23 protein-coding genes are annotated in these 25365 nt (G+C 69.3%); 17 read left to right on the top strand and 6 right to left on the bottom strand.

The window, feature by feature from the left end; translation table 11 throughout:
• Positions 1-5: 5 nt before the first annotated feature.
• Positions 6-569, bottom strand: a complete 564-nt coding sequence (locus ABGB18_RS32380) for a PadR family transcriptional regulator (protein ID WP_347699442.1) — start codon at positions 567-569, stop codon at positions 6-8.
• 151 nt (positions 570-720) lie between these two features.
• On the opposite strand from ABGB18_RS32380, the gene ABGB18_RS32375 reads away from it, so the two are divergent.
• The gene (locus ABGB18_RS32375; protein WP_347699441.1) at positions 721-1284 is read left to right on the top strand and encodes a hypothetical protein; all 564 of its coding nucleotides are present in this window, start codon (positions 721-723) and stop codon (positions 1282-1284) included.
• 10 nt (positions 1285-1294) lie between these two features.
• Positions 1295-2491, top strand: coding sequence for a low temperature requirement protein A (locus tag ABGB18_RS32370; RefSeq protein WP_347699440.1), 1197 nt, complete (start codon positions 1295-1297; stop codon positions 2489-2491).
• Between the two features lie 24 nt (positions 2492-2515).
• On the opposite strand, the gene ABGB18_RS32365 is transcribed toward ABGB18_RS32370, so the two are convergent.
• Positions 2516-3763, bottom strand: a complete 1248-nt coding sequence (locus ABGB18_RS32365) for a cytochrome P450 (protein WP_347699439.1) — start codon at positions 3761-3763, stop codon at positions 2516-2518.
• 234 nt (positions 3764-3997) lie between these two features.
• Here ABGB18_RS32365 and ABGB18_RS32360 point away from each other — a divergent pair, with 234 nt between their 5' ends.
• The 6 genes from ABGB18_RS32360 to ABGB18_RS32335 all read left to right on the top strand — a co-directional run bounded on the left by ABGB18_RS32360 (position 3998) and on the right by ABGB18_RS32335 (position 8375).
• The gene (locus ABGB18_RS32360; protein WP_347699438.1) at positions 3998-5449 is read left to right on the top strand and encodes a glutamate--cysteine ligase; all 1452 of its coding nucleotides are present in this window, start codon (positions 3998-4000) and stop codon (positions 5447-5449) included.
• Between the two features lie 5 nt (positions 5450-5454).
• On the top strand, positions 5455-6105 hold the full coding sequence (locus ABGB18_RS32355; protein ID WP_347699437.1) for a neutral zinc metallopeptidase: 651 nt from the start codon (positions 5455-5457) through the stop codon (positions 6103-6105).
• 100 nt (positions 6106-6205) lie between these two features.
• Positions 6206-6463, top strand: coding sequence for a WhiB family transcriptional regulator (locus ABGB18_RS32350; RefSeq protein ID WP_347699436.1), 258 nt, complete (start codon positions 6206-6208; stop codon positions 6461-6463).
• Between the two features lie 334 nt (positions 6464-6797).
• A complete protein-coding gene (locus ABGB18_RS32345; protein ID WP_347699435.1) occupies positions 6798-7481 on the top strand; it encodes a CPBP family intramembrane glutamic endopeptidase in 684 nt (227 codons plus the stop codon).
• Between the two features lie 259 nt (positions 7482-7740).
• Complete coding sequence (locus tag ABGB18_RS32340) at positions 7741-7965, top strand: type II toxin-antitoxin system VapB family antitoxin (RefSeq protein ID WP_347699434.1); 225 nt, start codon at positions 7741-7743, stop codon at positions 7963-7965.
• Positions 7947-8375 carry a PIN domain nuclease gene (locus ABGB18_RS32335; RefSeq protein WP_347699433.1) on the top strand — a complete coding sequence of 143 codons (429 nt, stop codon included), beginning with the start codon at positions 7947-7949 and terminating at the stop codon, positions 8373-8375. Before ABGB18_RS32340 ends, ABGB18_RS32335 begins: the two co-directional genes overlap by 19 nt.
• A gap of 52 nt (positions 8376-8427) precedes the next feature.
• Here ABGB18_RS32335 and ABGB18_RS32330 read toward each other — a convergent pair whose 3' ends face one another.
• Positions 8428-9147, bottom strand: a complete 720-nt coding sequence (locus ABGB18_RS32330) for a PIG-L deacetylase family protein (RefSeq protein WP_347699432.1) — start codon at positions 9145-9147, stop codon at positions 8428-8430.
• A 126-nt stretch (positions 9148-9273) separates the two neighbouring features.
• Between ABGB18_RS32330 and pcrA the strand changes: the two genes are divergently transcribed.
• A complete protein-coding gene (pcrA, locus tag ABGB18_RS32325) occupies positions 9274-11499 on the top strand; it encodes a DNA helicase PcrA (protein WP_347699577.1) in 2226 nt (741 codons plus the stop codon).
• Between the two features lie 237 nt (positions 11500-11736).
• Here the strand turns inward: pcrA and ABGB18_RS32320 are convergent, their stop codons facing one another.
• From ABGB18_RS32320 to ABGB18_RS32310, 3 genes are all read right to left on the bottom strand, one after another.
• Positions 11737-12738, bottom strand: a complete 1002-nt coding sequence (locus ABGB18_RS32320; protein WP_347699431.1) for a L,D-transpeptidase — start codon at positions 12736-12738, stop codon at positions 11737-11739.
• A gap of 143 nt (positions 12739-12881) precedes the next feature.
• Positions 12882-13514: a response regulator transcription factor gene (locus ABGB18_RS32315; protein ID WP_347699430.1), complete on the bottom strand. Its 633-nt coding sequence runs from the start codon at positions 13512-13514 to the stop codon at positions 12882-12884.
• Positions 13511-14719 (bottom strand): PspC domain-containing protein, encoded by a 1209-nt coding sequence (locus ABGB18_RS32310; protein ID WP_347699429.1) that lies wholly within the window; start codon positions 14717-14719, stop codon positions 13511-13513. The genes ABGB18_RS32315 and ABGB18_RS32310 overlap by 4 nt, the downstream gene beginning before the upstream one ends.
• 3 nt (positions 14720-14722) lie before the next feature.
• Between ABGB18_RS32310 and ABGB18_RS32305 the strand changes: the two genes are divergently transcribed.
• From ABGB18_RS32305 to ABGB18_RS32270, 8 genes are all read left to right on the top strand, one after another.
• Positions 14723-16483, top strand: a complete 1761-nt coding sequence (locus ABGB18_RS32305; protein WP_347699428.1) for a PspC domain-containing protein — start codon at positions 14723-14725, stop codon at positions 16481-16483.
• Between the two features lie 219 nt (positions 16484-16702).
• Positions 16703-16888 carry a hypothetical protein gene (locus ABGB18_RS32300; protein ID WP_347699427.1) on the top strand — a complete coding sequence of 62 codons (186 nt, stop codon included), beginning with the start codon at positions 16703-16705 and terminating at the stop codon, positions 16886-16888.
• Positions 16889-16960: 72 nt separating this feature from the next.
• Positions 16961-17443, top strand: coding sequence for a (2Fe-2S)-binding protein (locus ABGB18_RS32295; protein WP_347699426.1), 483 nt, complete (start codon positions 16961-16963; stop codon positions 17441-17443).
• Positions 17440-19797, top strand: coding sequence for a xanthine dehydrogenase family protein molybdopterin-binding subunit (locus tag ABGB18_RS32290; protein WP_347699425.1), 2358 nt, complete (start codon positions 17440-17442; stop codon positions 19795-19797). Before ABGB18_RS32295 ends, ABGB18_RS32290 begins: the two co-directional genes overlap by 4 nt.
• Positions 19794-20648, top strand: coding sequence for a xanthine dehydrogenase family protein subunit M (locus ABGB18_RS32285; protein ID WP_347699424.1), 855 nt, complete (start codon positions 19794-19796; stop codon positions 20646-20648). Before ABGB18_RS32290 ends, ABGB18_RS32285 begins: the two co-directional genes overlap by 4 nt.
• A gap of 76 nt (positions 20649-20724) precedes the next feature.
• Positions 20725-21462, top strand: coding sequence for an SRPBCC family protein (locus ABGB18_RS32280; RefSeq protein ID WP_347699423.1), 738 nt, complete (start codon positions 20725-20727; stop codon positions 21460-21462).
• A 91-nt stretch (positions 21463-21553) separates the two neighbouring features.
• Complete coding sequence (locus ABGB18_RS32275; RefSeq protein ID WP_347699422.1) at positions 21554-24184, top strand: CDP-glycerol glycerophosphotransferase family protein; 2631 nt, start codon at positions 21554-21556, stop codon at positions 24182-24184.
• Complete coding sequence (locus ABGB18_RS32270; protein ID WP_347699421.1) at positions 24181-25245, top strand: glycosyltransferase; 1065 nt, start codon at positions 24181-24183, stop codon at positions 25243-25245. Before ABGB18_RS32275 ends, ABGB18_RS32270 begins: the two co-directional genes overlap by 4 nt.
• The last annotated feature ends 120 nt before the right edge of the window (positions 25246-25365 follow it).

The following is a 25365-nucleotide window of genomic DNA, read 5'->3' as shown; positions in this document are numbered from 1 at the left end:
CCGGGTCAGTCCTGTTCGGCGTCGCCGGATTGCGTGAACCGCTCCTGCATGCGGTCGAGCTGGTCGATTCCCCACAGCGCCCAGTCGCGCAGGGCGGGTAGGGTGCGCAGGCCGCGTTCGGCGGCCAGGCGTCCCACGGCGAGCGGGTTGTCCCGCCACGCCTGGTCCGCGTTGGCGAGCTGGGCGTGCAGAGCCTCAAGCCGGCGGCTGGCGTTGTCGGCGTACTGGCGTAGCAGCGCCCGGGCTTCGGCGGGCTCCAGAGTGTTGATCAGAAACATGCGCAGAGCGCCCTCGTTGCGCACGGTCTCGCTGACGGGGGGCTCCATCATCCAGCGGCGCAACTCCTGGCGGCCCTCCGGCGTGATGGCGTAGGTCTTGCGGCCACGTGAGGCCCTTTCGACGATCTCCACCAGCCCGGCCTCATGAAGCCGGCGCAGCTCCGGATAGATGTGACTGTGGGTGGTGTGCCAAGCCCATTGGCCCAGACTCTCTTCAAAGACCTTCGTCAGCTCGAAGCCGCTGGCCGGTTTCCCTGCCAGCAGTCCCAGCAGCGCATGCCGCAGCGTCATTCCCCCACTCTAGCGCAACCAAGTGTACTTACTGACATGTACAACTTGACACTGAGCTGAGTGGGCGGCATCGTGGCTGCCTGTTTTCATCTCGCCGCCGCGGCCGACGAGCAAGCACCCGCCGCGGCCATCGACAGGGGCTCGAATCCATATGCTGACCCGTTTCCTCCGTACCTTCGTACCGTGGATCGCCTTCACGATCCTCGGCCAAGAGCACGATTCCAGGCTGGGCGCACTCGTGGCGGTCGCGCTCGCCGCGATCTTCCTGACAGCAGACCGCCGCCGAGGTCGCGCTCTCGCCGAAATGGTGATCGAGGTGAGCTCTGTGGCGTTCTTCGGCACCCTCGCGCTTGTGTCCTGCACCCTTTCACCGGCGCCGCTGGGTCCGTACGGCACCGCTGCGGCCGCCGCCTGGCTCGCCGTCACCGCATGGGGCACACTGGCCATCCGCCGCCCCTTCACCCTCGCCATCTCCCGCACCGCGGTCCCGGCCGAGGTCCATGACAACCCGGCCTTCTACCGTGTCAACGCCGTCATCACAGCCGCCTGGGCCACCGCGTTCACCCTAGAGGCGGTCGCCTTGCTCCTCGTGATCACCGTCGCGCCGCACGTCGCCATCGCCATCATCGCTGTCAAGGTCTGCGCCATCGCCGCTCCCGCCCTGTTCACCGTGCGCTATCCCCGGATCCTGGCCACGCGGCGAGGCACGACCTGAGGCCGGCGACGTGACCCGGTTCCGCACGCGCACGAAGGAGACGAGCGTGACGCTCGCGGATATCAACGAGAAGGAACGGCACGCTTCGTGGCTGGAGCTCTTCTTCGACCTCGTGGCGGTCGCGGGCATCGCACAGCTGTCACATCTGCTGCACGGCAGTACGTCGGCCGCGCTGTACGCGGTCTGCTTCCTGGCCTTCTGGACGGCCTGGATGTGCTTCACCGTCTACGGGAACGTGGCCGGGGACTCGGCTCGCGCGCTGCCAATGCTCGTGGCGATGTCCGGGCTGGTGGTCATGGCCGCGGCGGTCGGGGACGTTGAGGGTGACCGGGGGCAGGCCTTCGCTATCGCGTACGTGGCGGTTCGCGTGGTGTCCGGCCGGGTGTGGCGCGCACGCGGCGGAATTCGCGTCGTCGTCGAGTGGCCGGTCGCGCAGGTCGGTGTCGGCGTTCTCCCGTGGGTCGCCTCGCTCTGGGGCCCCGCCTCCTGGCGCCCGGGGTTGTGGAGCCTGGGGCTCGTCCTCGACCTGCTGATCGCATTCGCGATCCCGGACGGGCGCATCGCCGCGCGCCTGGACAGGCGGGCCGTCCCGGATCCCGGAGGCCGGATCACGCGGCCCGCCCGGCTGGACACCGCCCACTTCGGCGAGCGTCTCGGCCTGTTCACCATCATCGTGTTGGGCGAGGGCGTCATGACAGTGACCGACGCGATGGCCGAGGCGTCCACCTGGACCGCCGCGCTGTACTCAACGGCCGCAGGCGCCCTGGTGTTGCTCGCCGGTTTGTGGGCCTCGGCGCTCCGGCTGGGCTTCGGCGGCATCCCATTCCTCACGCCTGATGCCATCCGGCCTCGGCTAATGCTGCCGCTGCACTGTCTCACCGCCGGTGTTCTCGCGGTGTCGGCTACCGGCATCGGCGATCTCGTGTCCTCTGTTCAGCAGGAGCATGTCGCGACGGGGACTCGCTGGCTGCTGTGTGGCTCCATCGCCGCCTTCGGCGTCATCGCCGTCGCCGCCGGCAGGGCCGCCGGACGCGGCCGGCTGTGGGCGCTGGGCGTTCTGACACCGCTCCTGGCCCTGCTCGCTCTTGTGGCAGGCTTCGGTGGTGCCCTCACGACGGCCGAAGCGGTGTGGTTGCTCGCAGCGGCCGTCGTCGCGGGACCCGCCCTCACATACCTCACCGACATGTGGCGCGACGCCGAGCGGTGAAAAGTCCGTGCGGTTCGACGCCAATCACCAGGTGACCGGAAGTTCGGTCAGCGCAGTGTGAATCAGTCCGGTGTGTCGGCGCAGCCGTTCGACCGGTATGGCGACGCGCAGCCTGGGCAAGTGCCGGGGAAGAGTGGTGAACACCGCCCGCAGTTCGATCCTCGCCAGGGGGGCGCCGAGACAGAAGTATGTTCCCCGGCCGAAGGCCAGGTGCTGGTTGTCCTCCCGGCCGATGTCGAACCGATGCGGATCGGGAAACACTCGCTCGTCGAGGTTGGCCAAGGGACCACTCAGCACCACCAGGTCGCCGGCCTTGATGGTCACACCCGCCAGGTCGAAGTCGGCGTTGGCGTAGCGGAGCGGTCCGTATTCCGGCCGGGCCGCCTGGTCACCGGCCGGCAACGATGAGCGGAGGATCTCCTCGACCGCAGGCGGCACGAGAGAGGGATCACGCCGCAAGGCCTCCCACTGGTGCGGATTTTCGTGCAGCAACACGATTCCCTTGTCGATCGCGGTCGCCGTGGTCACGTGTCCGGCGAACAACAACATCGTCGAATACTTGATCACCTCGTGCCGGGTCAGCTCTGCTCGCGCCTCCGCGGCCGCCAGGTCGGAAATCACGTCGCTGCCCGGCCGCGAGCGCTTGTGCCGTACGAGCTCGATCAGGTAATCGCGCAGCTTCGCGCTTCCCGACTCGGCCCTCACGCGGTCGTTCACCTGCGCCATATCCTCGCACCACGCGCGAAAGTCATCGCGGTCGTCCTCCGGAACGCCGAGCAACTGGCAGATCACCATCGCGGGCAACGGGAACGAGAAGGCGTCATGGAAGTCGACCGGCGGGGTCCGCTCGAGCAACTCCTCGACGGCCTGCTCGACCAGAGTGGCGACGCGGGGCTGCAGCGCCGCCATGCGGCGGGCGGAGAACGCCTTGCTCAGCAACCGGCGCATCCGCTGGTGGTCGGCCTGTTCGGTGTCGCCCGTCACCAGCGACTGCGTGAGAACGGGTGACCTCACGAGCTGTGCCGCCCGCTCGGGCACGGGGTGGGACCGGCCGAGCCGGGGGTCGCTGAACAACTGCTTGACCTCTTCGTACCCGGTGACCAACCAGGCAGGATCGCCGGCCGGGGTGATCAGCCGGGTGATCGGCTCGCTGTCTTTCATTCTGATTCCTTCTTGGGTGGCCGAGATTGACATCGGGGGGTGCGGACCTACGATGCCTTTCCGAACACCAAGTGTCAATCCGTACATGTCAATTTTGACACTCACGAGCACACCTCGACGTGATTCCGGAACGAGATCCCGCCCCGGCGTCACTCCGCAGCCTCCCGTCGCTGATGCCACCGCCGCATAGCGCTGTCCCGGCGCCCTCCCACCCCCCTGGCTGACGCCACAGCACCTACCGACCCACCCCGTTCCGGCCCGTGGTGGTGGCCCACTCCGCCCGCGTCTCTGCTCCTCTGGTTTTGACGGCCTTGGCGTGCGACATTTTCGGTTATGGGCAGGGACGTGCCAGTCGTCGTGTTCAGCAGGGACGACCGCCGCAAGTACCGCGAAAAGGTGCGGCGATGCCTCGACGTCTTCGCTCAGATGCTGCGCGAGTCCCGCTTCGAGATGGAGCGCCCCCTTGCCGGACTGGAGATCGAGCTCAACATCGTGGACGCGCGCGGCGAGGCGGCCATGCGCAATGCCCAGGTGCTGGCGGCGATCGAGGAGCCGGACTGGGCGACGGAGCTGGGCCAGTTCAACATCGAGATCAACATCGAACCCCAGGAGCTGGGCGGCGACGGCGCCCTCCGCCTGGAGAACGACGTCCGAAACCGCCTCAACCACGCCGAGGAACGCGCCCGTTCGCAGGACGGCCACCTGGTCTTGATCGGCATCCTGCCCACGCTGCGCGAACAGGACATCGGCGAGGGCGCTCTCTCCGCGAACCCCCGCTACCGCCTGCTCAACGAGCAGATCTTCGCGGCCCGCGGTGAGGATCTGCACCTGTTCATCGAGGGCGTCGAACGCCTCGACACGCACGCAGACAGCATCACTCCCGAGGCCGCCTGCACCAGCGTTCAACTGCACCTGCAGGTCAGCCCCGAGGCGTTCGCCTCCCACTGGAACGCGGCCCAGGCCATCGCGGGCCCCCAGGTCGCCGTGGCGGCCAACTCCCCGTACCTCTTCGGCAAGGAGTTGCACCGCGAGACCAGGATCGCGCTGTTCGAGCAGGCCACCGACACGCGTCCGGCGGAGTTGAAGGCGCAGGGCGTACGGCCGCGGGTCTGGTTCGGGGAGCGGTGGATCACGAGCGTTTTCGACCTGTTCGAGGAGAACGTCAGCTACTACCCGGCCCTGCTCCCCCTGTGTGAGGCCGAGGACCCGCGCGCCGAGCTCGAACAGGGCCGGATCCCCCAACTCCACGAGCTGACCCTGCACAACGGCACGATCTACCGGTGGAACCGGCCGGTATATGCGGTGGTGAACGGGATGCCGCATCTGCGGGTGGAGAACCGCGTCCTGCCCGCCGGGCCCTCCGTGTCGGACATCGCGGCCAACGCCGCCTTCTACTACGGGCTGATGCGGAAGCTCCCGTATGCGGAGCGGCCGATCTGGACCCAGATGTCGTTCCAGGCGGCGGAGGACAATCTCGGCGCCGCGGCCAGGCAGGGGCTGGAGGCCCGGCTGTATTGGCCGGGAATGGGCGAGGTGCCGGCCGCGGAGCTGATCCTGCGCCGCCTGCTGCCCCTGGCACACGAGGGCCTGGCCGAATGGGGCGTGTCCAGGCCCGTCGCCGACCGGCTGCTCGCCATCATCGAGGGCCGCTGCCTTACCGGCCGTACGGGGGCGAACTGGCAGGTGGAAAGCGTGCGCGCCCATGGAGGGGAGCGGCATGAGGCGCTGCGCGCCATGACCCTCGACTACATCGAACGTATGCACAGCAACGAGCCCGTGCACACTTGGGATACGTGAAGCCGGTGACCCGTCCAGTGACCCGCGCCCTGAGTTTGACCCTCACCCTGCTGCTGGTCGCCGCCTGCGGCCTCGCCAGGCCGCCGTCCATGGATTCCCAGGAGGGGGACACGTTCGAGGACGACGTACGCACGGCGCGTACGCTGACGGAGACCTTCTGGCAGCAGCAGTTCGAGCAGTTGGGCGAAACTTATCGGCCTATTTCCGATTTCATCGCGTACTCGGACGGCTCAGGCCCCAACTGCGGCAACCAGCCTTCCGTCCCGAACAACGCCTTCTACTGCCCTCTCGGCCATTTCATCGCCTACGACCAGAGCTGGATGGAATCGCTGCGGAACGAGATGGGGGACGGTTCGGTCTATGTGATCATCCCGCATGAGTTCGGCCATTCCATCCAGGCCCAGCTCCAATCCAACTTCCAGCTGAACATACAGATGGAGCTCCAGGCCGACTGCTACGCGGGCGGCACCCTGGCTGCCCTGGTCAAGTCGCGAGCGCTGCGGGCGCAGCCGGGCGACGAGAACGAGCTGATGGCCAGGCTGGCGGCCGCCGGAGACCCCACGGACGACTGGCTGAACCCAGCGGCCCACGGCACCGCCGACCAACGCCAGCGGTTCTTCGCCAACGGCTACCGAAACGGCGTCGGCGCCTGCTGACGCGGTAGCAGTCAGGCGCCACGCCCGAACCTGGGGACGTATTTCAGGGTCAACCCACAGGATGATGTGTGTGATCATGCCGGCGCTCTACCTTGGGTGCATGCCACTGGAGGAGATCGGCTGGCTGCGCCGGGGCGCATGCAGATCCAGCGACCCTGACCTCTTCTTCCCGCTCGCCCCCACCCCTGCGCAGGAGGCACGAGCCAAGGCAGTGTGCGAGACCTGCCAGGTCATCGAGGAGTGCCGCGCATACGCATTACGCTCGGGCGAGTCGGAGGGCATCTGGGGCGGCCTCACCCCAGAAGAACGCCGCCGCAGCCGCTTCCCCGCCAACTGGCGCCGCCCCGCCGCCTCCTGACCTCCCACTCCCAGCCCACCCGTCACCGGCGAGCAGCCGTGCGCAAGGTGGCGTGTGAAACACGCGATCTACTCGCCAGCAGAAACGCTGGGCGAGCACGCCGATCGAGGCGATGAGCGCGAAGCGACGGACACGGAAGCGAAGGCTGGACGCGAGGCGACGGGCTGGGCGCCAGGCGACGGGCTGGACGCCAGGCGACGGCTGCGAGGCTGCGTGCGCTGAGACCGCCACGGGTCACACGTGATCAATGTCATGCTTGCGGGCAAATCGCTCAGCGACACTGACGTTCAGTGAACGGCGACCTGCTCAGTGAACGGCGACGTAGCCTGCAAGGGTGCTGCTTCGCTCGATCGCCGTCCTTGCCACCGCCAACGTCATGAACAACAAGGTCGCCCCTCGGCTGGGTCCCGTGACGTCCGCCGCCGCGACGGCCGCCCTGGTGGCGATGGCTCGCAGGTCCGGTCTGTCGTGGGAGGAGATCGGCTTCGAGCACGGCCGCCGTGGGGCGATCGCGGGAGGCGCCTTAGCGGCAGCCGTGGCCGCTGTCTACACCGCCGGCATCGCGCACCCACGTACCAAGCCGCTCTTCCGCGACGAGCGTGCCCTGTCGCTCTCGCGCGCCCGGGTGCTGGAGGAGGCCCTGCTTCAGGTTCCGCTGGGCACGGTCCTGCTGGAGGAGGTCGGTTTCAGGGGCGCCCTGTATGCCATGGTGCGCCAGCGGCGCGGCACTGTGGCCGCGACGGCGACCTCCTCGGCTCTGTTCGGCCTCTGGCACATCCTCCCCGCCATCGACATGGCCCGCGCCAACCCGGCCCTCGGTGCCCTGACGGCGGGCGAGTCCCCTGGCCACCTGGACACCGCCCGGGTGGTGGCAGGCAGCGTGGTGTCCACTGCGGCGGCCGGGGTGCTGTTCTGCGAGCTCCGGCGTCGCGGCGGCCTCCTGACCCCAGCCATGCTGCACCTGGCCACCAACTCCCTCGGCTACCTCTTCGCCCGCATCGCCGCCAAACGAAAGTAACCACCCGGCCGGCGGCGAAGCCCGCATGGCTGCGTGAGCCAGTCCGCCTTTCGACCGGGGGATCATCGACTGTCCGAGGATGAAGGTTTTCGCACATCGGTTGAAGATCCTTCATCGGGGATTGGACCGTTCCCAAGCATTCTCACCTCGATGCTCTAACGTCTCCGGCGCGCCCTCTCAAGGCCATATTCTTCTTGAGAGGTGCGTATATCAAGATCACAATTTCTGATATACGCTGGAGGTACGGAGGTGGTGTTGTATGCGCACAGTAATCGACATCGACAAGGAGCTCCTGGAGACGGCTCAGCGGAAGCTGGGAGCGGCGACCATGAAGGAAACGGTCCACACAGCACTACAGGCGGTCGTCGACAGGGACGCGGAAAGGGCGAGCGCGATCGAGGCGTTCGAGTTCTGGCGCACGGAAGGGAGCCCGGATCTGCTGGATCCGGAGATCATGAAGCATGCGTGGCGACTACAGGACTGATGTACCTACTCGACAAGAGCGCGCTGGCTCGCATACGCACCAGCGACGTGGTCGCGAAGGCCCTCCACCCGCTCTATGTGGCGCGGGTCGTGGCCACCTGCGCCGTCATCGATCTCGAGGTGCTCAACAGTGCCCGCGACTTCGCCCACTACCAGCGCATCCTCCAGGCGCAACGCCAGTGCATCAATCTCCCGGTGGGCGGGGAGGTGCAGGCACGCGCCCTGGACGTGCAGAAACAACTCGTTGAAATCTCCCAGCACCGCGGCATCGGACCCAACGATCTACTGATCGCCGCCTGTGCCGAGGTGCACGGGGCGACGATCCTGCACTACGACCGCGACTTCGACATCATCTCCGAAGTCACGGGGCAACCGTCGCTCTGGGTGGTCCCGCCCGGGTCCGTTCCCTGAGGCCCTGCCCCCGGGGCGGGGCCTGAGGGCCTGAGGTTTCGGGGGCGGAAGGTCAGGCTGTGGTGACGACCTGGAAGCCCTCCGCGTAGTGGCCCTCGCCGAGGCCGGCCTGTTCGGCCCAGGCGGCGAAGCGGGTCCTGACGAACTCCGTGAAGTCTTCCCTGTGGGAGATCTGGCTCACATGTGACTGCAGGGCCGCGAGCTTGCGGTCCATGGTCTCCGTGATGTCCACCCAGTGGTCGGGGGCCGGGCCGCCGTTCAGCCACACCTCCCGTACGGTCCACGCCTCCAGGCCCTCCTCCTTCACCAGTTCGGGGAACGCGTAGGGGTTGCGGGCGTCCGGATAGACCGCGTCGAGGGTGGCGCCGCCCACCGCCCGGTGGTCGGGGTGGCTGGGGGCGACGTGCTGGTAGTTGCGGTCCGGGTGGTGGGTGATGACCAGGTCAGGGCGTATCTGGCGGATCACTCTGGCGATGTCGCGGCGCAAACCCAGCGAGACCGTCACCTGACCGTCCGGGTAGCCCAGGAAGCGTACGTCCGTGATGCCGACCGCCTTGGCGGCGGCCAGTTGTTCGGCCCGGCGGAGCTCGGCCATGCCGGAATTGTCCAGGGTGCGCTCGTTGCCGCCCGCGTCGCCGTCCGTGACCAGCAGGTAGGTGACCTCCACCCCCCTGTCGACGAACAACGCCACACTCCCCGCCGCACCGAAATCGATGTCGTCCGGGTGGGCTGTCACGGCGAGTACCCGGTTGATCTCGGTTTCCGGCAGCATGGCTCCCCTTTCCTGAACTTTACTTTCAGCACAACCGGCGCACCGCCTACGGCATTCCGGGCGCCGATTGTCGGTGGGGCGTCTTAACCTAGGTAGGTGCCGACCCACGTCTCTGTTGACCAGCCCTTGCTCGACGGCCTCAATCCGCAACAGCGCGAAGCCGTGATCCATCACGGCAGTCCGCTGCTCATCGTGGCCGGGGCGGGTTCTGGCAAGACGCGGGTGCTGACCCACCGCATCGCCTACCTGCTGGCCGAGCGCAAGGTGCACCCGGGCGAGATCCTGGCGATCACCTTCACCAACAAGGCCGCCCGCGAGATGAAGGAGCGCATCGACAAGCTGGTCGGGCCGCGTTCCAAGGCGATGTGGGTGATGACGTTCCACAGCGCGTGCATGCGCATCCTGCGGCGGGAGGCCAAGCGGCTGGGGTTCCCGTCCAGCTTCTCGATCTACGACCAGGCCGACTCGCAGCGGCTCATGGCGATGGTCTGCCGGGAGATGGACCTCGATCCGAAGCGCTACCCGCCGCGCTCGTTCTCGGCCCAGGTCAGCAACTTCAAGAACGAGCTGGTGGACTACGAGACCGCGATCGACAAGGCGGGCTCGCATCTGGAGAAGACGCTCGCGCAGGCGTACAAGGCCTATCAGCTCAAGCTGACCGAGGCCGGGGCGATGGACTTCGACGACATCATCATGAACACGGTGACGTTGTTCCAGCTCTTCCCCGAGGTGGCCGAGCACTACCGGATGCGGTTCAGGCACGTGCTGGTCGACGAATACCAGGACACCAACCACGCCCAATACATCCTGATCAGGGAGCTCGTCGGGCATCCGGAGCTGCGCACGACGGACGGCGAGGTGGTGCGGTCCGGGGCCGACCAGTCGGAGCTCTGCGTGGTGGGCGACGCCGACCAGTCGATCTACGCGTTCCGGGGCGCGACGATCCGCAACATCCTGGAGTTCGAGCGGGACTATCCGGACGCCCGGACCATCCTGCTGGAGCAGAACTACCGCTCCACTCAGAACATCCTGGCCGCCGCCAACGCCGTGATCGCCCGCAACGAGTCGCGCAAGCCCAAGAACCTCTGGTCCGACCAGGGCGACGGGCCCAAGATCGTCGGTTACGTGGCCGACAACGAGCACGACGAGGCCATGTTCGTGGCCCAGGAGGTCGACCGGCTCAGCGACGAGGACGGCGTCAAGGCGGGCGACGTCGCGGTGTTCTACCGGACCAACGCCGCTTCCCGGGTGTTCGAGGAGATCTTCATCCGCACCGGGCTGCCGTACAAGGTCGTCGGCGGCGTGCGGTTCTACGAGCGCAGGGAGGTCAAGGACCTGCTGGCCTACCTGCGTGTGCTCGCCAACCCGGCCGACGTCGTGTCGCTGCGGCGCATCCTCAACGTGCCCAAGCGTGGGATCGGCGACCGGGCCGAGGCGATGCTGGAGGCGTTGTCGTCGCGCGAGCGCATCTCGTTCTGGGACGCGCTGCGGCGGGCCGACGAGGCGCACGGGATGGCCACGCGCTCGCTCAACGCCGTACGCGAGTTCGTCGCGCTGGTCGAGGAGCTGATCGACAAGGCGGCGGGCATGCCGCCGTCCGCGCTGGCCGAGGAGGTGCTGGTCGCCACCGGCTACCGCGCCGAGTTGGAGGCCTCCGAGGATCCGCAGGACGAGTCCCGGCTGGAAAACCTCAACGAGCTGATCTCCGTGGCGTCCGAGTTCGAGGAGGCCAATCCGGAGGGGACGCTGGTGGAGTTCCTGGAGCAGGTCTCGCTCGTGGCCGATGCCGACCAGATTCCCGACCAGGACGGCGGGCAGGGGGTCGTCACGTTGATGACCCTGCACACGGCCAAGGGGCTGGAGTTCCCGGTGGTGTTCCTGACGGCCATGGAGGACGGTGTGTTCCCGCACGTCCGCTCGCTCGGGGAGCCGAAGGAACTGGAGGAGGAGCGGCGACTGGCCTACGTGGGGATCACCCGGGCCCAGCAGCGGCTCTACATCACACGGGCCGCCGTGCGCAGCTCGTGGGGGGCGCCGTCGTTCAATCCCGCCTCGCGCTTCGTGAACGAGGTGCCGGGCAAGCTCATCGACTGGCGCACTGATCCGGAGAAGTCCGCCTGGAGTGCCGCCACGCGACGCGAGCCGGCGCCGCGTGCCGCCGCCGCCCCGAAGAGCGGGGGGCGGAGCGTGCCGTCACTGGCGCCCGGGGACCGGATCACGCACGACGCGTTCGGGCTGGGCACGGTGGTGTCGGTGGACGGGGTCGCGGAGAAGACCAAGGTCAAGATCGACTTCGGTAGTGGCGGGGAGAAGACACTCCTTCTGGCCTACGCCCCGCTGGAAAAGCTCTGACCCAGGGTTCCCCCGGTCGAGCCAGGGGTTCGCAGTTCGGAGGCCAGGTGGGGTTCGGGCGGTCCCGTGCACGGGGGCCGGCTCGGGGCTCGCCGGCGGATGGTCACCCTGCTCCAGGTGGAGAAGGTGTGCGGCGCGGGTGACTCTTTCCGAGGGCCGGCCGCCGTTGTGGGGCGAGGCGGGGCCGCCCTCTCCCGAATGAGGGCGGCCCTTGTGGAAAGGTCGGCGTGGGGACGGTCAGCCCTGCTTCAGGGCGCTGCCCTTCTTCCACTGGGTCCAGTTGAGCTGCCAGTAGCTCCAGCCGTTGTTCCACTCCAGCTTGCGCTTGGTGCCGGTGATCTTGACCACGTCACCGCGCTGGGCGATGCCGTAGAACCACTTGGCGCCCGCCGGGGTGGCCCGTACGCAGCCGTGGCTCATGTTGGAGCGCCCCAGGTACTGGTAGTAGCCGGCGCTCTGGTGGACGTACTCGCCGCTGTCGGAGATGCGGACCGCCCAGGGGATCTCCTCCTTGTAGTAGCGCGGGTCCTTGGGATCCGTCACGCCCATCCAGGAGGAGGTCATGGTCTCCATGGCCTTCTTGCCCATGGTGAGGTGCACGCCGCTGGTGGTGAGGAAGACGTCCACGCCGTTCTTGACCATGCCGCCGCTGCCGGCGCTGATCGGGATCCTCTTGGCGATCTTGCCGTCGCGGTAGACCTTCATCGTGTGCTTGCGGGTGTCGACCACGGAGACGTACGAGGTGCCGACGGCGAAGCGGCGGGACACGTCCTTGCCGCCGGTGTTGCCGGGCAGTTCTGACAGGCGGGCGGTGAAGAGGACCTTCTGGTGGGGCTTCCAGTACGTCTTCGTCCGGTAGATGACCTTGCGAGCCGACACCCAGCGCCAGGCGCCCTCGACCGGCTTGTCCGCCTCCACGTCCAGCAGGGCTTCGACGGCGGCCTTGGATTTAACGTCACGGTCGAACGTGACGATGATCGGGAAGCCCACGCCGACCTTCTCCGTCTTCTCCCCCATGGGGGTGATGTCGGCGATCTTGAGCGTGACCTTCTTCGGCGCGGGGGTCGCCGTGGTCGTGGGTGTGGCCGGGGGCGTCGTGGCAGGCGCCGCGACGGCGGCCGCCGCGACCGCCCGGGCCGGGACGGCCAGGCTTTGAGGTACGGGTGCGGTCTCCGCCGCGCAGGCCGTCATGGTGACAAGCGCGACCAGGGCAGGCAGCATCCGGGGGACGCGGTTCAAGGGGGTTACTCCTGGGCTATGTTTTTACTCCTTTATGTTTGACAACAAGGATCATCGTTTTGTCGCGATCAGGTGATAACTTTCGCGTAACGTTCCAAACGCGCTCAGTACCGACCCCTGGTCCAGCGGCGGGAGCTGGGCGTTCAGACCAGGCGGCGGGCGGTGGCCCAGCGGGACAGCTCATGCCGGTTGGAGAGCTGGAGCTTGCGCAGGACCGACGAGACGTGCGTCTCCACGGTCTTGACCGAGATGAAGAGCTCCTTGGCGATCTCCTTGTACGCGTAACCACGCGCGATCAGCCGCAGCACCTCGCGCTCCCGCTGCGTCAGCGAGTCGAGCTCAGGGTCGATCGACGGCGCCTCCGACGAGGCGAACGCGTCCAGCACGAACCCCGCCAGCCGCGGTGAGAAAACCGCGTCCCCCTCGGCCACCCGGCGGATGGCGTCGGTCAGCTCCGTGCCGCTGATGTTCTTGGTCACGTAGCCGCGGGCACCGCCCCTGATCACGCCGATCACGTCCTCGGCGGCGTCGGAGACCGACAGCGCCAGGAAGCGGACCTGGGAGCCGGCGCCCAGCACCCGGCGCAGCACCTCCTGCCCGCCGCCCCCGGGCATGTGCACGTCCAGCAGGACCACGTCGGGCTGGTGCTCGGCGATCGCCCTGACAGCCGTCTCCACGTCCTCGGCCTCGCCCACCACCTCGATCGAGTCGCCCAGCTCCGCGCGTACGCCGGAGCGGAACAGCCGGTGGTCGTCGACGATCAGTACGCGGGTCATGCCTTCTCCACTTTCATGGTCAACATCACTTCCGTGCCCTCACCGGGCGCGGTACGAACCCTGGCCGCGCCTCCGTGACGCTCCATCCGCCCGATGATGGACTCACGGATCCCCATCCTGTCGAGCGGCACCGCGTCAAGGTCGAAGCCCTTGCCCCGATCCTTCACGAAAATCGTGATCTCTTCACCCTCAACTTCGGCGTACACGGAAATGGACGGACTCTCAGAGTATTTCGCCGCGTTGACCATCGCCTGTCTGGCCGCCTTCAAGGTGGCCCCCAGCTTGCCCGCCGGGTCCAGGGTGATGTCCCCGACGCAGACGACCTCGATCGGCACGCCGTGCGCGTCCTCCTCCTCGGCCGCGATCCTGCGTACGGCGGCCGCCAGCGTCGCGTCGGCGTCCTGGGCCGGCTGGTAGAGCCAGTTGCGCAGCTCGCGTTCCTGGGAACGGGCCAGGCGGGCGACCTCGCGCGGGTCGTGCGCGACGCGCTGGATCAACGTGAGCGTGTGCAGCACCGAGTCGTGCACCATGGCGGCCACCTCCGCCCGCTCCTCCTGCCTGATGCGCTCGCGCCGCTCAAGCTGCAGCTCCTTCCACAGCCCGGCGAGCCAGGGCGCGGCGATGACCGCCAGGCCGCCCACCACCACGACCGTGAACATCAGTCCGGGCCGCGCCTGCCGGAACTCCCCCTGGGCCGCCAGGAACCCGATCGCGCCGATGACGACGAGCACGACGCCGATCAGCGTGCGGACGCGGTTCTTGCGGATGCTGAGCGTCGCGCCGCTCATCCAGTTCTTGCGGCGTTCGGGGTCGGCCTGCTGCCAGAGGATCAGCGCACCGATTCCGCCGACGGCGAACGGCAGCATGCCGATCCCGCCCTGCGACGCGCCCGTCAGCCAGCCGAACGCGAGCAACGCCATGCCGATCGCGCTGAACGCGGCCAACTGACTCCAGTCCCGCTGCGGCGCCTGTCCCTGGTGTGGCTGCCGCGGCGTGACCATCCACAGCACCGCGTACGCCACGACGCCCACGCCATCGACGACGCTGAGCAGCACGAACATCAGCCTGATCACCACGGGATCAAGCGAGAGCTGCGTCGCCAGCCCTTGGGCCACGCCGCCGAGCAGGCGGCCCTCCATGGGGCGCGTCATCCGGCGGTAGGGTGTGCCGCCGGTGGGCTCGGCGAGAGTCTTCTGGTCAGCCATAACATGGCCATAGTCACATGTGAGGGACGTCTCGGGCATCAGGGAACGACCCCCGGGTCAGCTCAGGGGTCTCCCGGATGCGGGTGTGCCTCCCGCCGGTCCACCATGGTTTGCATGACAGAAGCTCCGCCCAGGCAACCGGCCGCTCCCCCCAGAGCTCTGAGGCGCAGCGCCGAAGGACGCATCCTCATGGGTGTCTGCGCCGGGCTCGGGCGGCACACCGGCATCGATCCCGTGGTGTTCCGCGTCGGCTTCGCCATGCTCCTGCTCGGCTCCGGCATCGGGTTGTTCCTCTATATAGCGGCGTTCCTGCTGATGAAGGACCCGACCGGCAAGCCGGGGATCATCGAGCTCTGGACCCGCCGGGACTTCGACGCCGAGGCCGTGATGGCGCTGCTGACGGCGGTGCTGGGCTTCGGGCTGGCGATCAACCTGGCGACGGTGTGGATGGACGCCGGCACGCTCGTGGTGGGCGTGTTCCTGGCCGTGTCGCTGCTCGCCGCGCACGCGAGCGGGGTGGATCTGCGCGGGCTGGTCCGGTCGCTGCCCGAGCGGCTGACGCGGAGAAGGGAGTCCGACGAGGATTCGCTGGCCGCCGCTTTCGCGCAACCGCCGTCATCGGTACGGCCGGACGCTCCCGCGGCACCGATGCCCCCGACCACCTCCGCGGCACCGGTCCCCCCGACCGCCCCCGAGTCACCGAGCTCCCCCGCCCCGCCGGTCCGGCCCGTGGCCACGCCCGCCGCCGCGGCGGAGCCGGTCGCGAGCGCCGAAGCCGCCGAAGAGGCGCACACGGCCCAGCACGAAGCGCCCGGGCAGGCCGACGACGCGGAGACCGGCGCGTACGCCGACCCCCAGGCCCACGCTCAAGACCTCCCTCAAGACCACGCTCGAGACCACGTCCAAAGCGACGCCGACGCGATGACCGCGCGGCACGACCTCCCGCCGACGTCCCCGACGTCCCCGACGTCCCCGACGTCCCGGTATCGTCCCCAGCCGAAGACCGCCGTCCACTACACCCCCTACGGCGAACCCTTCGCGCCCAAGGGCCCCTACCAGCCGCTCGACCCGGCCAGGAGGACGACGGGCTACTCGCCGTACGACCCCATCCACTTCGACCGCTCGTTCCCCAGGACGGAGCGCCAGCGGCGGCCGCGGTCGTTCATCGGCGTCATCACCATCTTGCTGGCAATCATCATCGGAGGCATCGTCATGGCGGTCCAGGCCAGGTCGGCCGGCGGAGTGAGCCCGACCGTCGTCGGCGGGGCCATGCTCATCACCATCGGCGCCGGGCTGCTGGTCGCCGCCTGGTGGGGCCGCGGCGCCGGGCTGGTGGGCGCGGCCACCGCGATCGCGCTCTTGGTGGCCGTGGGCCTGATGCTCGGCGGTGTGCCGGCCAACGTCGGGGAGTCCGAGTGGGCCGTGACCAGCCTCCCGGAGACGAGCAGCCGCTACGACGTCGGCGTCGGCGACGGCCGGCTGGACCTGTCCGAGCTGCCGCTGACACCAGGAGAAAGCGTGACGTTCAACGCCTCGGTCACCGTGGGCGAGCTGGTGGTGATCGTGCCACCGACGGCCAGGGTGGAGGTACACGCCAGCAACAAGGTCGGCGACATCATGCTCGACCAGTCGCTCAAGGGCGGCGTGGACGTGCGGCTGGACCGGGTGCTGGAGCCCGAGACCAAGCCGGACGGCGCGATCCCCACCATCGTGCTCAACCTGAAGGGCGGAATCGGCGACATGGAGGTGCGGCGTGCCGCGTGATGTCCGCGCGAGGGAGCGCCGTCGTCTGGAGGAGCGGCGGGAGCGAAGCGACCAGAGCGGGGGAAGACGACGGCATCCAGGCGACCGAGCCGCCGAACGGAGTGAGGCCATGAAACAGCGAGGGAGCGCCGTCGTCTGGAGGAGCGGCGGGAGCGAAGCGACCAGAGCGGGGGAAGACGACGGCATCCAGGCGACCGAGCCGCCGAACGGAGTGAGGCCGTGAAACAGCGCGTGCATCGGACGGATTGGATGGCCCTGCTCAGTGGTGTTCTCTTCATTGTGCTGGGCATTTTGATAGTGACGCGGGCGATCACAGACTGGCTGGTCCTGGGCGGGGTAACAGTGCTGGGATTGGCTTTCGCAGGGTTTGTGGCGATCATCGCGAGAGTGGTCCGCGGTAAGTAACCCCTTGACCGGGAAAAACACGGGCGTAGGTTCGGGTGTGTCCGCCTTTCCCCTGCTCCTGAGGGAGGACGTATGCCCCGAATCACCGTCACTGTCGACGGGATCAAGTACGAGGAGGACGTCGAGCCGCGGCTCCTGCTCGTTCACCTACTGAGAGAACGGCTGGGCAAGACCGGCACACCGGTCGGGTGCGACACCAGCAACTGCGGCGCATGCACGATCATGCTCGACGGCAAGAGCGCCAAGAGCTGCTCCGTGCTCGCCGTGCAGGCCGACGGTTGTGACATCGTCACCATCGAGGGCCTGGGCACCAACGGCTCGATGCATCCCATGCAGCGGGCCTTCCACGAAGAGCACGCGCTGCAGTGCGGCTACTGCACGCCCGGCATGGTCATGGCCGCGATAGACCTCCTCCGGGAGGAACCGGACCCATCAGAGGAATCGATCAGGCACGGGCTGGAGGGCAACCTCTGCCGGTGCACCGGATACTGCAACATCGTGCGCGCCGTGCGCAGGGGCGCCCAGGAGATGGGGCAGGCGGTGACCACGCCATGACCATCCAGGAAATAGGCCGGCCGCGCAGGCGCAAAGAGGATGCCAAGCTGCTGACGGGGCGCACGCAGTGGACGGACAACCTCACCCGCCCGGGCCTGCTGCACGTGATGTTCCTGCGCAGCCCGATGGCGCACGCCAGGATCACCAGGGTCGACGTGTCGGGGGCGCGTGACCTGCCGGGGGTCGTGGCGGCGTTCAGCGGCCAGGACCTGGCCGCCGAGCAGGGCAGCCTGCCGTGCGCGTGGCCGGTGACCGAGGACATCCACGTCCCGGACCACCCGCCGATGGCCGTCTCCGAGGTGCGGTACGTCGGCGAGGCCGTGGCCTGCGTCATCGCGACCGACCGCTACCGCGCGGCCGACGCCCTGGAGGCCATCGACGTCGAGTACGAGCAGCTTCCGGCGGTGCTCGACATGAACGAGGCGCTGGCCCCGGACAGCCCGAAGGTGCACGAGGCGGGCAATCTGGCCTACGCCATGAAGACCACCACGGGCGACATCGAGACCGCGTTCAGGGACGCGGCGGTGGTCATCGACCGGACGTACATCCAGCAGCGGCTCATCCCCAGCGCGATGGAACCCAGGGCGGTGCTGGCCGACACCGACGGTGACTCGTACACGCTGTGGTCGTCCACGCAGATCCCGCACGTCCTGCGGGTCATGCTCGCGGTGGTGACCGGCGTGCCCGAGCACAAGCTCCGCGTGATCGCGCCCGACGTAGGCGGCGGGTTCGGCTCGAAGCTGCAGGTCACCGCGGAAGAGGTGCTCTGTCTGCTGCTCACCCGCAGGCTCGGCAGGCCGGTCAAGTGGACCGAGTCGCGCTCCGAGGGCAACCTGACGGTGCACCACGGACGCGACCAGATCCAGCACATCCGGCTGGCCGCCGACGCCGACGGACGCATCCGCGGGCTGCGGGTGAGCCTGCTGGCCGACATGGGCGCCTACCTGATGCTGCTCACGCCGGGCGTGCCGACGCTGGGCGGGCCGATGTTCAACGCGATCTACAAGATGGACGCGTACGAGTTCGCCTGCAAGGGCGTCTTCACCACCAAGATGCCCACCGACGCCTACCGCGGCGCGGGCCGTCCCGAGGCGACGTTCGGCATCGAGCGCACGGTGGACGAGCTGGCCGCCGAGCTCAGGATGGACCCGGTGGAGTTGCGCAGGCGCAACTGGATCAAGCACGACGAGTTCCCGTACACCACCATCTCGGGCCTGACTTACGACTCGGGCAACTACGAGGCGGCGACCGAGCGGGCGCTGTCGCTGCTCGGCTACGACAAGCTGCGGGCCGAGCAGGCCGACCGGCGTGACCGGCACGACCCGGTGCAGCTCGGGATCGGCGTCAGCACGTACACGGAGATGTGCGGGCTGGCCCCGTCCCGGTGGCTCGGCGAGGGCCGCTACGCCGCGGGCGGCTGGGAGCACGCCTCAGTGCGGATGCTGCCGACCGGCAAGGTGGAGGTCATCACCGGCAGCTCGCCGCACGGGCAGGGCCATGTGACCTCGTGGAGCCAGATCACGGCCGACGCGCTCGGCGTGCCGTTCGAGGACATCACGGTGCTGCACGGGGACACCGCGGTCGCGCACAAGGGCATGGACACCTACGGCTCGCGCTCGCTGGTCATCGGCGGCGTCGCGGTGCTCAAGGCGTGCGACAAGGTCAAGGACAAGGCCCGCAAGCTGGCCGCGCACGTGCTGGAGTGCTCCCCGGACGACCTGGAGTTCGAGGCGGGGGCGTTCAAGGTGCGGGGCACGGACTCGCAGAAGACCATCCAGGAGCTGGCCTTCGCCGCGTTCACGGCGCACGACCTGCCCGACGGGGTGGAGGCGAGGCTCGACTCCGACGTCACGTTCGACCCGGAGAACTACTCCTTCCCGCACGGCACCCACCTGTGCGCGGTGGAGGTGGACACCGAGACGGGCATGACGAAGATCCGCTCGTACGTGGCGGTCGACGACATCGGCAAGGTCGTCAACCCGCTGATCGTCGAGGGCCAGTTGCACGGCGGCATCGCGCAGGGCATCGCGCAGGCGCTGTTCGAGGAGGCCGTGTACGACGCCGACGGCAACCTGCTGACCACCACGATGGCCGACTACCTGCTGCCCTCGGCGGTGGACCTGCCGTCGTTCGTGCTCGACCGGACCGAGTCGCCCGCCACCAGCAACCCGCTGGGCGTCAAGGGCGTGGGCGAGGCCGGCACGATCGCCTCGACCCCGGCCGTCGTGAACGCCATCGTGGACGCCCTGCGCCCGCTCGGCATCCGGGACGTCCAGATGCCGTGCTCGCCGGAACGCGTCTGGCGGGCGCTGGAGGCGGCTCGGCACAGGGCCCAGGAAGGAGCAGGACGATGATCCCCGCACAGTTCGACTACGTGCGCCCGGATTCGCTGGCCGGGGCCTGCCAGGCCCTCGCCGCCGACGAGGACGCCAAGGTCCTGGCGGGCGGGCAGTCGCTGATGCCGCTGCTGCGGCTGCGGCTGGCCTACCCGTCGCAGCTCGTGGACATCGGGCGGCTGCCCGAGTTGAAGGGCGTGCACGACCGCGGTGACCACGTCTTCATCGGCGCGATGGCCACGCACGACGAGGTCCTGCGCTCCCATGTGGTGAACGCCGACTGCCCGCTGGTGGCGCTGGCCACCTCGACGGTGGCGGACCCGGCGATCCGGCACCGGGGCACGTTCGGCGGCTCGCTGGCCCACGCCGACCCGGCCGCTGACCTGCCGGCCGTGGTGCTGGCGTTGGAGGGCGTGTTCGTGGCCAGGTCGGCGGAGGGCGAGCGGGAGATCCCCGCCGCCGAGTTCTTCGTCGACTACCTGGAGTCGGCCCTGCGGCCCGGCGAGATCCTGGTCGGGGTGAGGATTCCCAAGCTGGGCCCGGGCTGGGGCTTCCACTACGAGAAGTTCCGCAGGACCGCGCAGGCGTGGGCGGTCGTCGGCGTGGCGGCGGCCGTCAGGCGCGCCAACGGCTCGATCGCCGAGGCCAGGATCGGGATGTCGAACATGGGGCCGACTCCGATGCGCGCCCGCGCGACCGAGTCCGCCCTGCGCGACGCCGAGCTGGGCGACCAGGTACGCCAGGCGTGCGAGCAGGCGGCGGCCGACACCTCACCGACGTCCGATCTGCACGCCCAGGCGGACTACCGCCGGCATCTGGCCAGGGTCCTGACCCATCGCGCGGTACGCGCCGCGACCGGATCGCCCTGACCCCCGTTCCGGGGGCGCCTCTTCCGGGGCGCCCCCGGACGGACGTAGTGTCGATAGAGGGAGAAGGAGCGGATCGATGGCGATGCGGTTCGAGCACGAGTTCACTGTTCCGGTTCCGATCGAGCAGGCCTGGGCGGTGTTGCTGGACGTCGAGCGGGTGGCGCCGTGCCTGCCCGGGGCGACACTCGACATCTTCGAGGGCGACGAGTTCACCGGCCGGATGAAGGTCAAGGTCGGCCCGATCACGGTGACCTATCGCGGCTCGGCCAGGTTCGAGGATGTGGACAAGGACTCCTACTCACTCACGATCCAGGCGTCCGGCAAGGAGGCCCGGGGTTCCGGCACGGCCAGTGCCACGGTCAAGGCGCGGCTGGCGCCGAGCGGGGAGGCCACGGCGGTGACCGTGGAGACCTCGTTCAACGTCACCGGGCGGCCCGCCCAGTTCGGGCGGGGCGTGATGGCCGAGGTCGGCGGCAAGCTCATCGAGCGGTTCGCGGGCAACCTGGCGGAGCTGCTCAGCGACTCCACCGTCGAGCGCGTCACCGCTCCGGCGCCCGCACAGGCCACCGAGGCCGCCCAGGAGGACGAGCGGCATCTCAGCGCGGTGCCCACGCCGCCGGTGCAGGAGGCTCGCCCGGTGGGGACGTTGCGCACGTCGCGCACGGCGGACGAGGAGGCGCTGGACCTGCTGGAGATCGCCGGGCAGCCGCTGCTGAAGCGGCTGGCGCCGGTGGCGGGGGCGCTCGCGGCGCTGGCGGTCATCGTGTGGGTGATCCGCCGGCTCACCCGCCGAACGCGCCCGACTTTGGGCTGATTTAGGGCAAATAGTCAATCAAGTCCGGACACTTCACTCCGCCCGAGGGAAGTGCTTCCCGCAGGTGAACGGACCAGCGGGGGGACTTGCCATGCCGGACTGCACCGTTGTCGTCATCTCCTACAACGACGCGAGCCGCCTGCCCAGGGCCGTACGATCCGTGCTGCGCCAGTCGCTGCGCGACGTCGAGGTGTTGATCGCCGACGACGCCAGCACGGACACCACTCCCGAGGTCGCCGCCCGGCTCATGAGGAGCGATCCGCGGGTGCGTTACCTGCGCAGACCCAGCAACAGCGGGCACTGCGGGGCACCCAGGAACGACGGCATCGACGCGGCCCACTCCCCCTACGTCATGTTCCTCGACAGCGACGACGAGCTGCCCAGGCACGCCTGCAAGAGCCTGCTCGCCGAGATCGAGCGCACCGGGGCCGACTTCGTGTCCGGGCAGATCTCGCGGCTGTTCGAGTCGGACGGGCGGCTGCGGCCGTACTATCCCACGCTGTTCGCCCGGCGGCGGGTGGTGGCGGGCATCCGGCGGGAACCCGAGCTGTTCCTGGACTCCTTCAGCACGAACAAGCTCTACAGCCTGCCCTGGCTGCGCTACAACCTGCTGCGCTTCCCCGAGGACATCCACTACGAGGACCACGTCTTCACGGCCGAGCTGTACGCGCTGGCACGCAGGTTCGCGGTGGTGCCCTGGGTGGTCTACCACTGGCGCCGGGCCCGCTCGAACACCTCCATCTCACTGAGCATCGAGGACATGGAGAACGTGCGGCAGCGGGTGGCCGCGGCCCGGCTGAGCGACGACATCCTGCGCGCCCACGAGGCCGGCGACCTGGTGCCGCACCGGCAGCGCCGGTTCCTGGTGCAGGACCTGCGGGTCTACCTGAACCCGTTGCCCACGCGGGACCTGGTGTGGGCCAAGGAGTTCGCCTCGATCGTGCGGCCGTACCTGGAGGAGATCCCGGCCGGGGTGCTGGACGGGATCGAGCCGCTGGACCGGGTCTGCTGCCAGCTCATCCTCGACGACCGGATCGAGGACCTGCGGGTGGCCGCGGGCTCGCTCACCGGGCCGCGGGCCGCGCCGCGGGCGGCGGTCCAGCTCGACGGGCGCACGTACTGGGGGACCCGCCTGTCGCCGGGCCTGGACATCACCCGGCTGCGGCTGGCCGAGCTGCCGTTCTCGGCCTCCCGGCTGCGGCACGAGGTGGCGGCGCTGGCCTCGGACGGCGAGCGGGTGCGGATGACCGTGCGCACCTACGACCCGTTCGGCGTGCTGCCGCAGGACTGGACGGCGTTCCTGCGGCTGGGCAGGAAGCAGGTGCCCATCGAGCCGGAGCCGTCCGGCGAGGGCGGGTACGTCAGCGAGGTCACCTTCACCCCGGCGGGCAAGTGCGACCCGGTCATCGGCTTCACCCGGACCTCCGACGGCCACACCACGACCGACCGGCTCCTCGTCGACCCGCACCTCGAACCGATCGAGCTGCCCGGCGGCACGGTAGGCGCCGAAGGGTACGCGGCCTACCTGTGCGTACGCCCCGGCCCCCGCGCCCGGTCGATCCCCCGGCGGGCCGGGCAGCGGCTGATCAGGCGCTTCAACACGCCAGAGAACAAGCTGCGGGCCTACAAGGCGCTGATCAGGGTGCTGCCCCGGCGCGAGAACCTGGCCCTGTTCGAGTCCGACGTCGGCAGGACCTGCAGCGGCAGCCCACGGGCCGTCTACGAGGAGCTGCGCCGGCGCTCCCTGCCGATCGACGTGGTCTGGTCGGTGGCCAAGGACCGCAAGAACTTCCCCGCGGACGCGACCCTCGTACGCCGCGGGAGCTGGCGCTACCTCTGGACGATGGCCCGGGCCGGGATCTGGGTGGACAGCCACGGGTTCCCGCTGGACTACCCCAAGCCGCGCGGCACCCGCTACCTGCAGACCTGGCACGGCCAGGGGATCAAGTCGATCGGGTTCGACGCGCCCGATCTGCGCGGCGACTTCGACAGGCCGCGCGCCCAGTGGCGGGCCGCCGTCGCCCGGTGGGACGCGCTGGTCTCGCCGAGCGCGGAGTTCTCCCGGGTGTTCCTGCCCTCGAACGGGTACACGGGCCGGGTCTACCGGTTCGGCACGCCCAGGTGCGACGCGCTCGTCCGGGGTGAGGTCACGGACGACGTGGCCGCCCGGCTGGAGATCCCGGCCGGGCAGAAGATCCTGCTCTACGCGCCCACCTACCGGGACCGGGTCAAGGGCAGCGGCCAGTCCGTCCGGGTGGACCTTGAGCTGCTGGCCGAGGCGCTGGCCGAGGAATGGGTGCTGCTGCTGCGTACGCACCCGGTCGAGCGCTACACCCCGCCCGAGCACCTACGGCACTTCGTCCGCTCCGCCGGGTCCTATCCCGAGATCAACGACCTGATCCTGGCCTCGGACGCGCTGCTGACGGACTACTCGTCGGTGATGTGCGACTACGCGATCACCGGCAAGCCCATGCTGTTCTACATCGACGACTGGGACGACTACCGTCTGTCGGAGCGCGGCGTCTACCACGACCTGCCGGCCATCGCGCCGGGGCCGTGCGTCTCGACCACCGAGGACCTGGTCGCCGCGATCCGCGACCTGCCCGCCGGGCACGCCGCCCACGCCGAGCGGTACGCGGCCTTCCGCGCGCTGTGGTGCGCCGAGGAGCGGGGGGACGCGGCCGCCCGGATCGTGACCGACTTCTTCGAGGGGGCCCGATGAGCGTCGTCTTCACCTGCCTGGACGCCGACACGCTCGGTGGCGTCCAGCAGGTCACGCACACCCTGGCCCAGGGCCTGGCCGAGCGCGGGCACGAGGTGCACGTGATCGGCCTGCACCGGGCCGTCACCCCCTTCCGGTATGTGGACCAGCCCCGCTACCACCACCACGTGATCGGCCGGACACCCGTGGAGTCGGAGGTCCGCCGCGCCCGCGGGCAGGCCGACGAGCGGATGAGGAAGCTGCTCGGCCAGATCCGGCCCGGTTACGCGGTGATGACCTCGCCGTCCGTGGTGACCCGGCTCTCGGGGCTGCTGCCCGCGGAGTTCCGGCCGATCGGCCAGTACCACGGCTCGTACGACCACGCCCGCGGCTGCTGGCACCTCGGCTCGATCAGGCGCCACTACCCCGGGCTTGACCAGGCCGTCTTCCTCAGCGAGGAGGACGCGTGGTCGTTCTCCGAGCACGCGTTGCTGCCCAACACCTGGACGCTGCCGAACCCCCTGGCCGCCTGGCCCCGGCGGACCGCCGCGCTGGACGCGCCCCGCGTACTGGGGGTGGGCCGGCTGGAGGGGGTCAAGCGGTTCGACCGGCTGATCAGCGCGTTCGCCCGCACCGCCGCGCCGCCGCCGTGGGAGCTGCACCTGATCGGGGACGGCGCGGAGCTGGACCGGCTGCGCGCGCACGCCGCCTGGGAGGGAGTCGCCGACCGGGTGGTCTTCCGGGGGCCGGTGCCCGCCGCACGGATGCCTCAGGAGTACCTGGACGCCTCGATCCTGGGGCTGACCAGCGAGCACGAGGGGCTGCCGATCGTGCTGCTGGAGTCGGGGGCGCACGGGGTGCCGTCGGTGGCGTTCGACGTGTCGGGCGGGGTGCGCTCCGCGGGGCCTGTGCTGGTGCCGCCGGGCGACGTGGCGGCGTTCGCGGCCGTGCTGGCCCGGCTCATGGACTCGGCGGAGGAGCGGCGGCGCCTGGGCGCCTCGGCCCGCGCACGGGCCGAGGCCTTCCGCCTCGACCACGTGCTGGACCGCTGGGAGTCCATGTTCGCCCACATCGAGCGCTAGTACTACTCCGCTAGATCTGTAGGACCTGGAGGCGCAGGCGCTGGATGAAGTGGTGCCTGCGCGCTCGGGATTGCTTCCTGCGGCGCTGCTCCGACCAGTAAAGGCCCAGCTCAACGACGT

This window comes from Nonomuraea sp. B12E4, from assembly GCF_039871825.1.
In the GTDB taxonomy this organism is placed as follows: domain Bacteria; phylum Actinomycetota; class Actinomycetes; order Streptosporangiales; family Streptosporangiaceae; genus Nonomuraea.
This window is presented reverse-complemented; position numbering and strand designations above follow the sequence as displayed.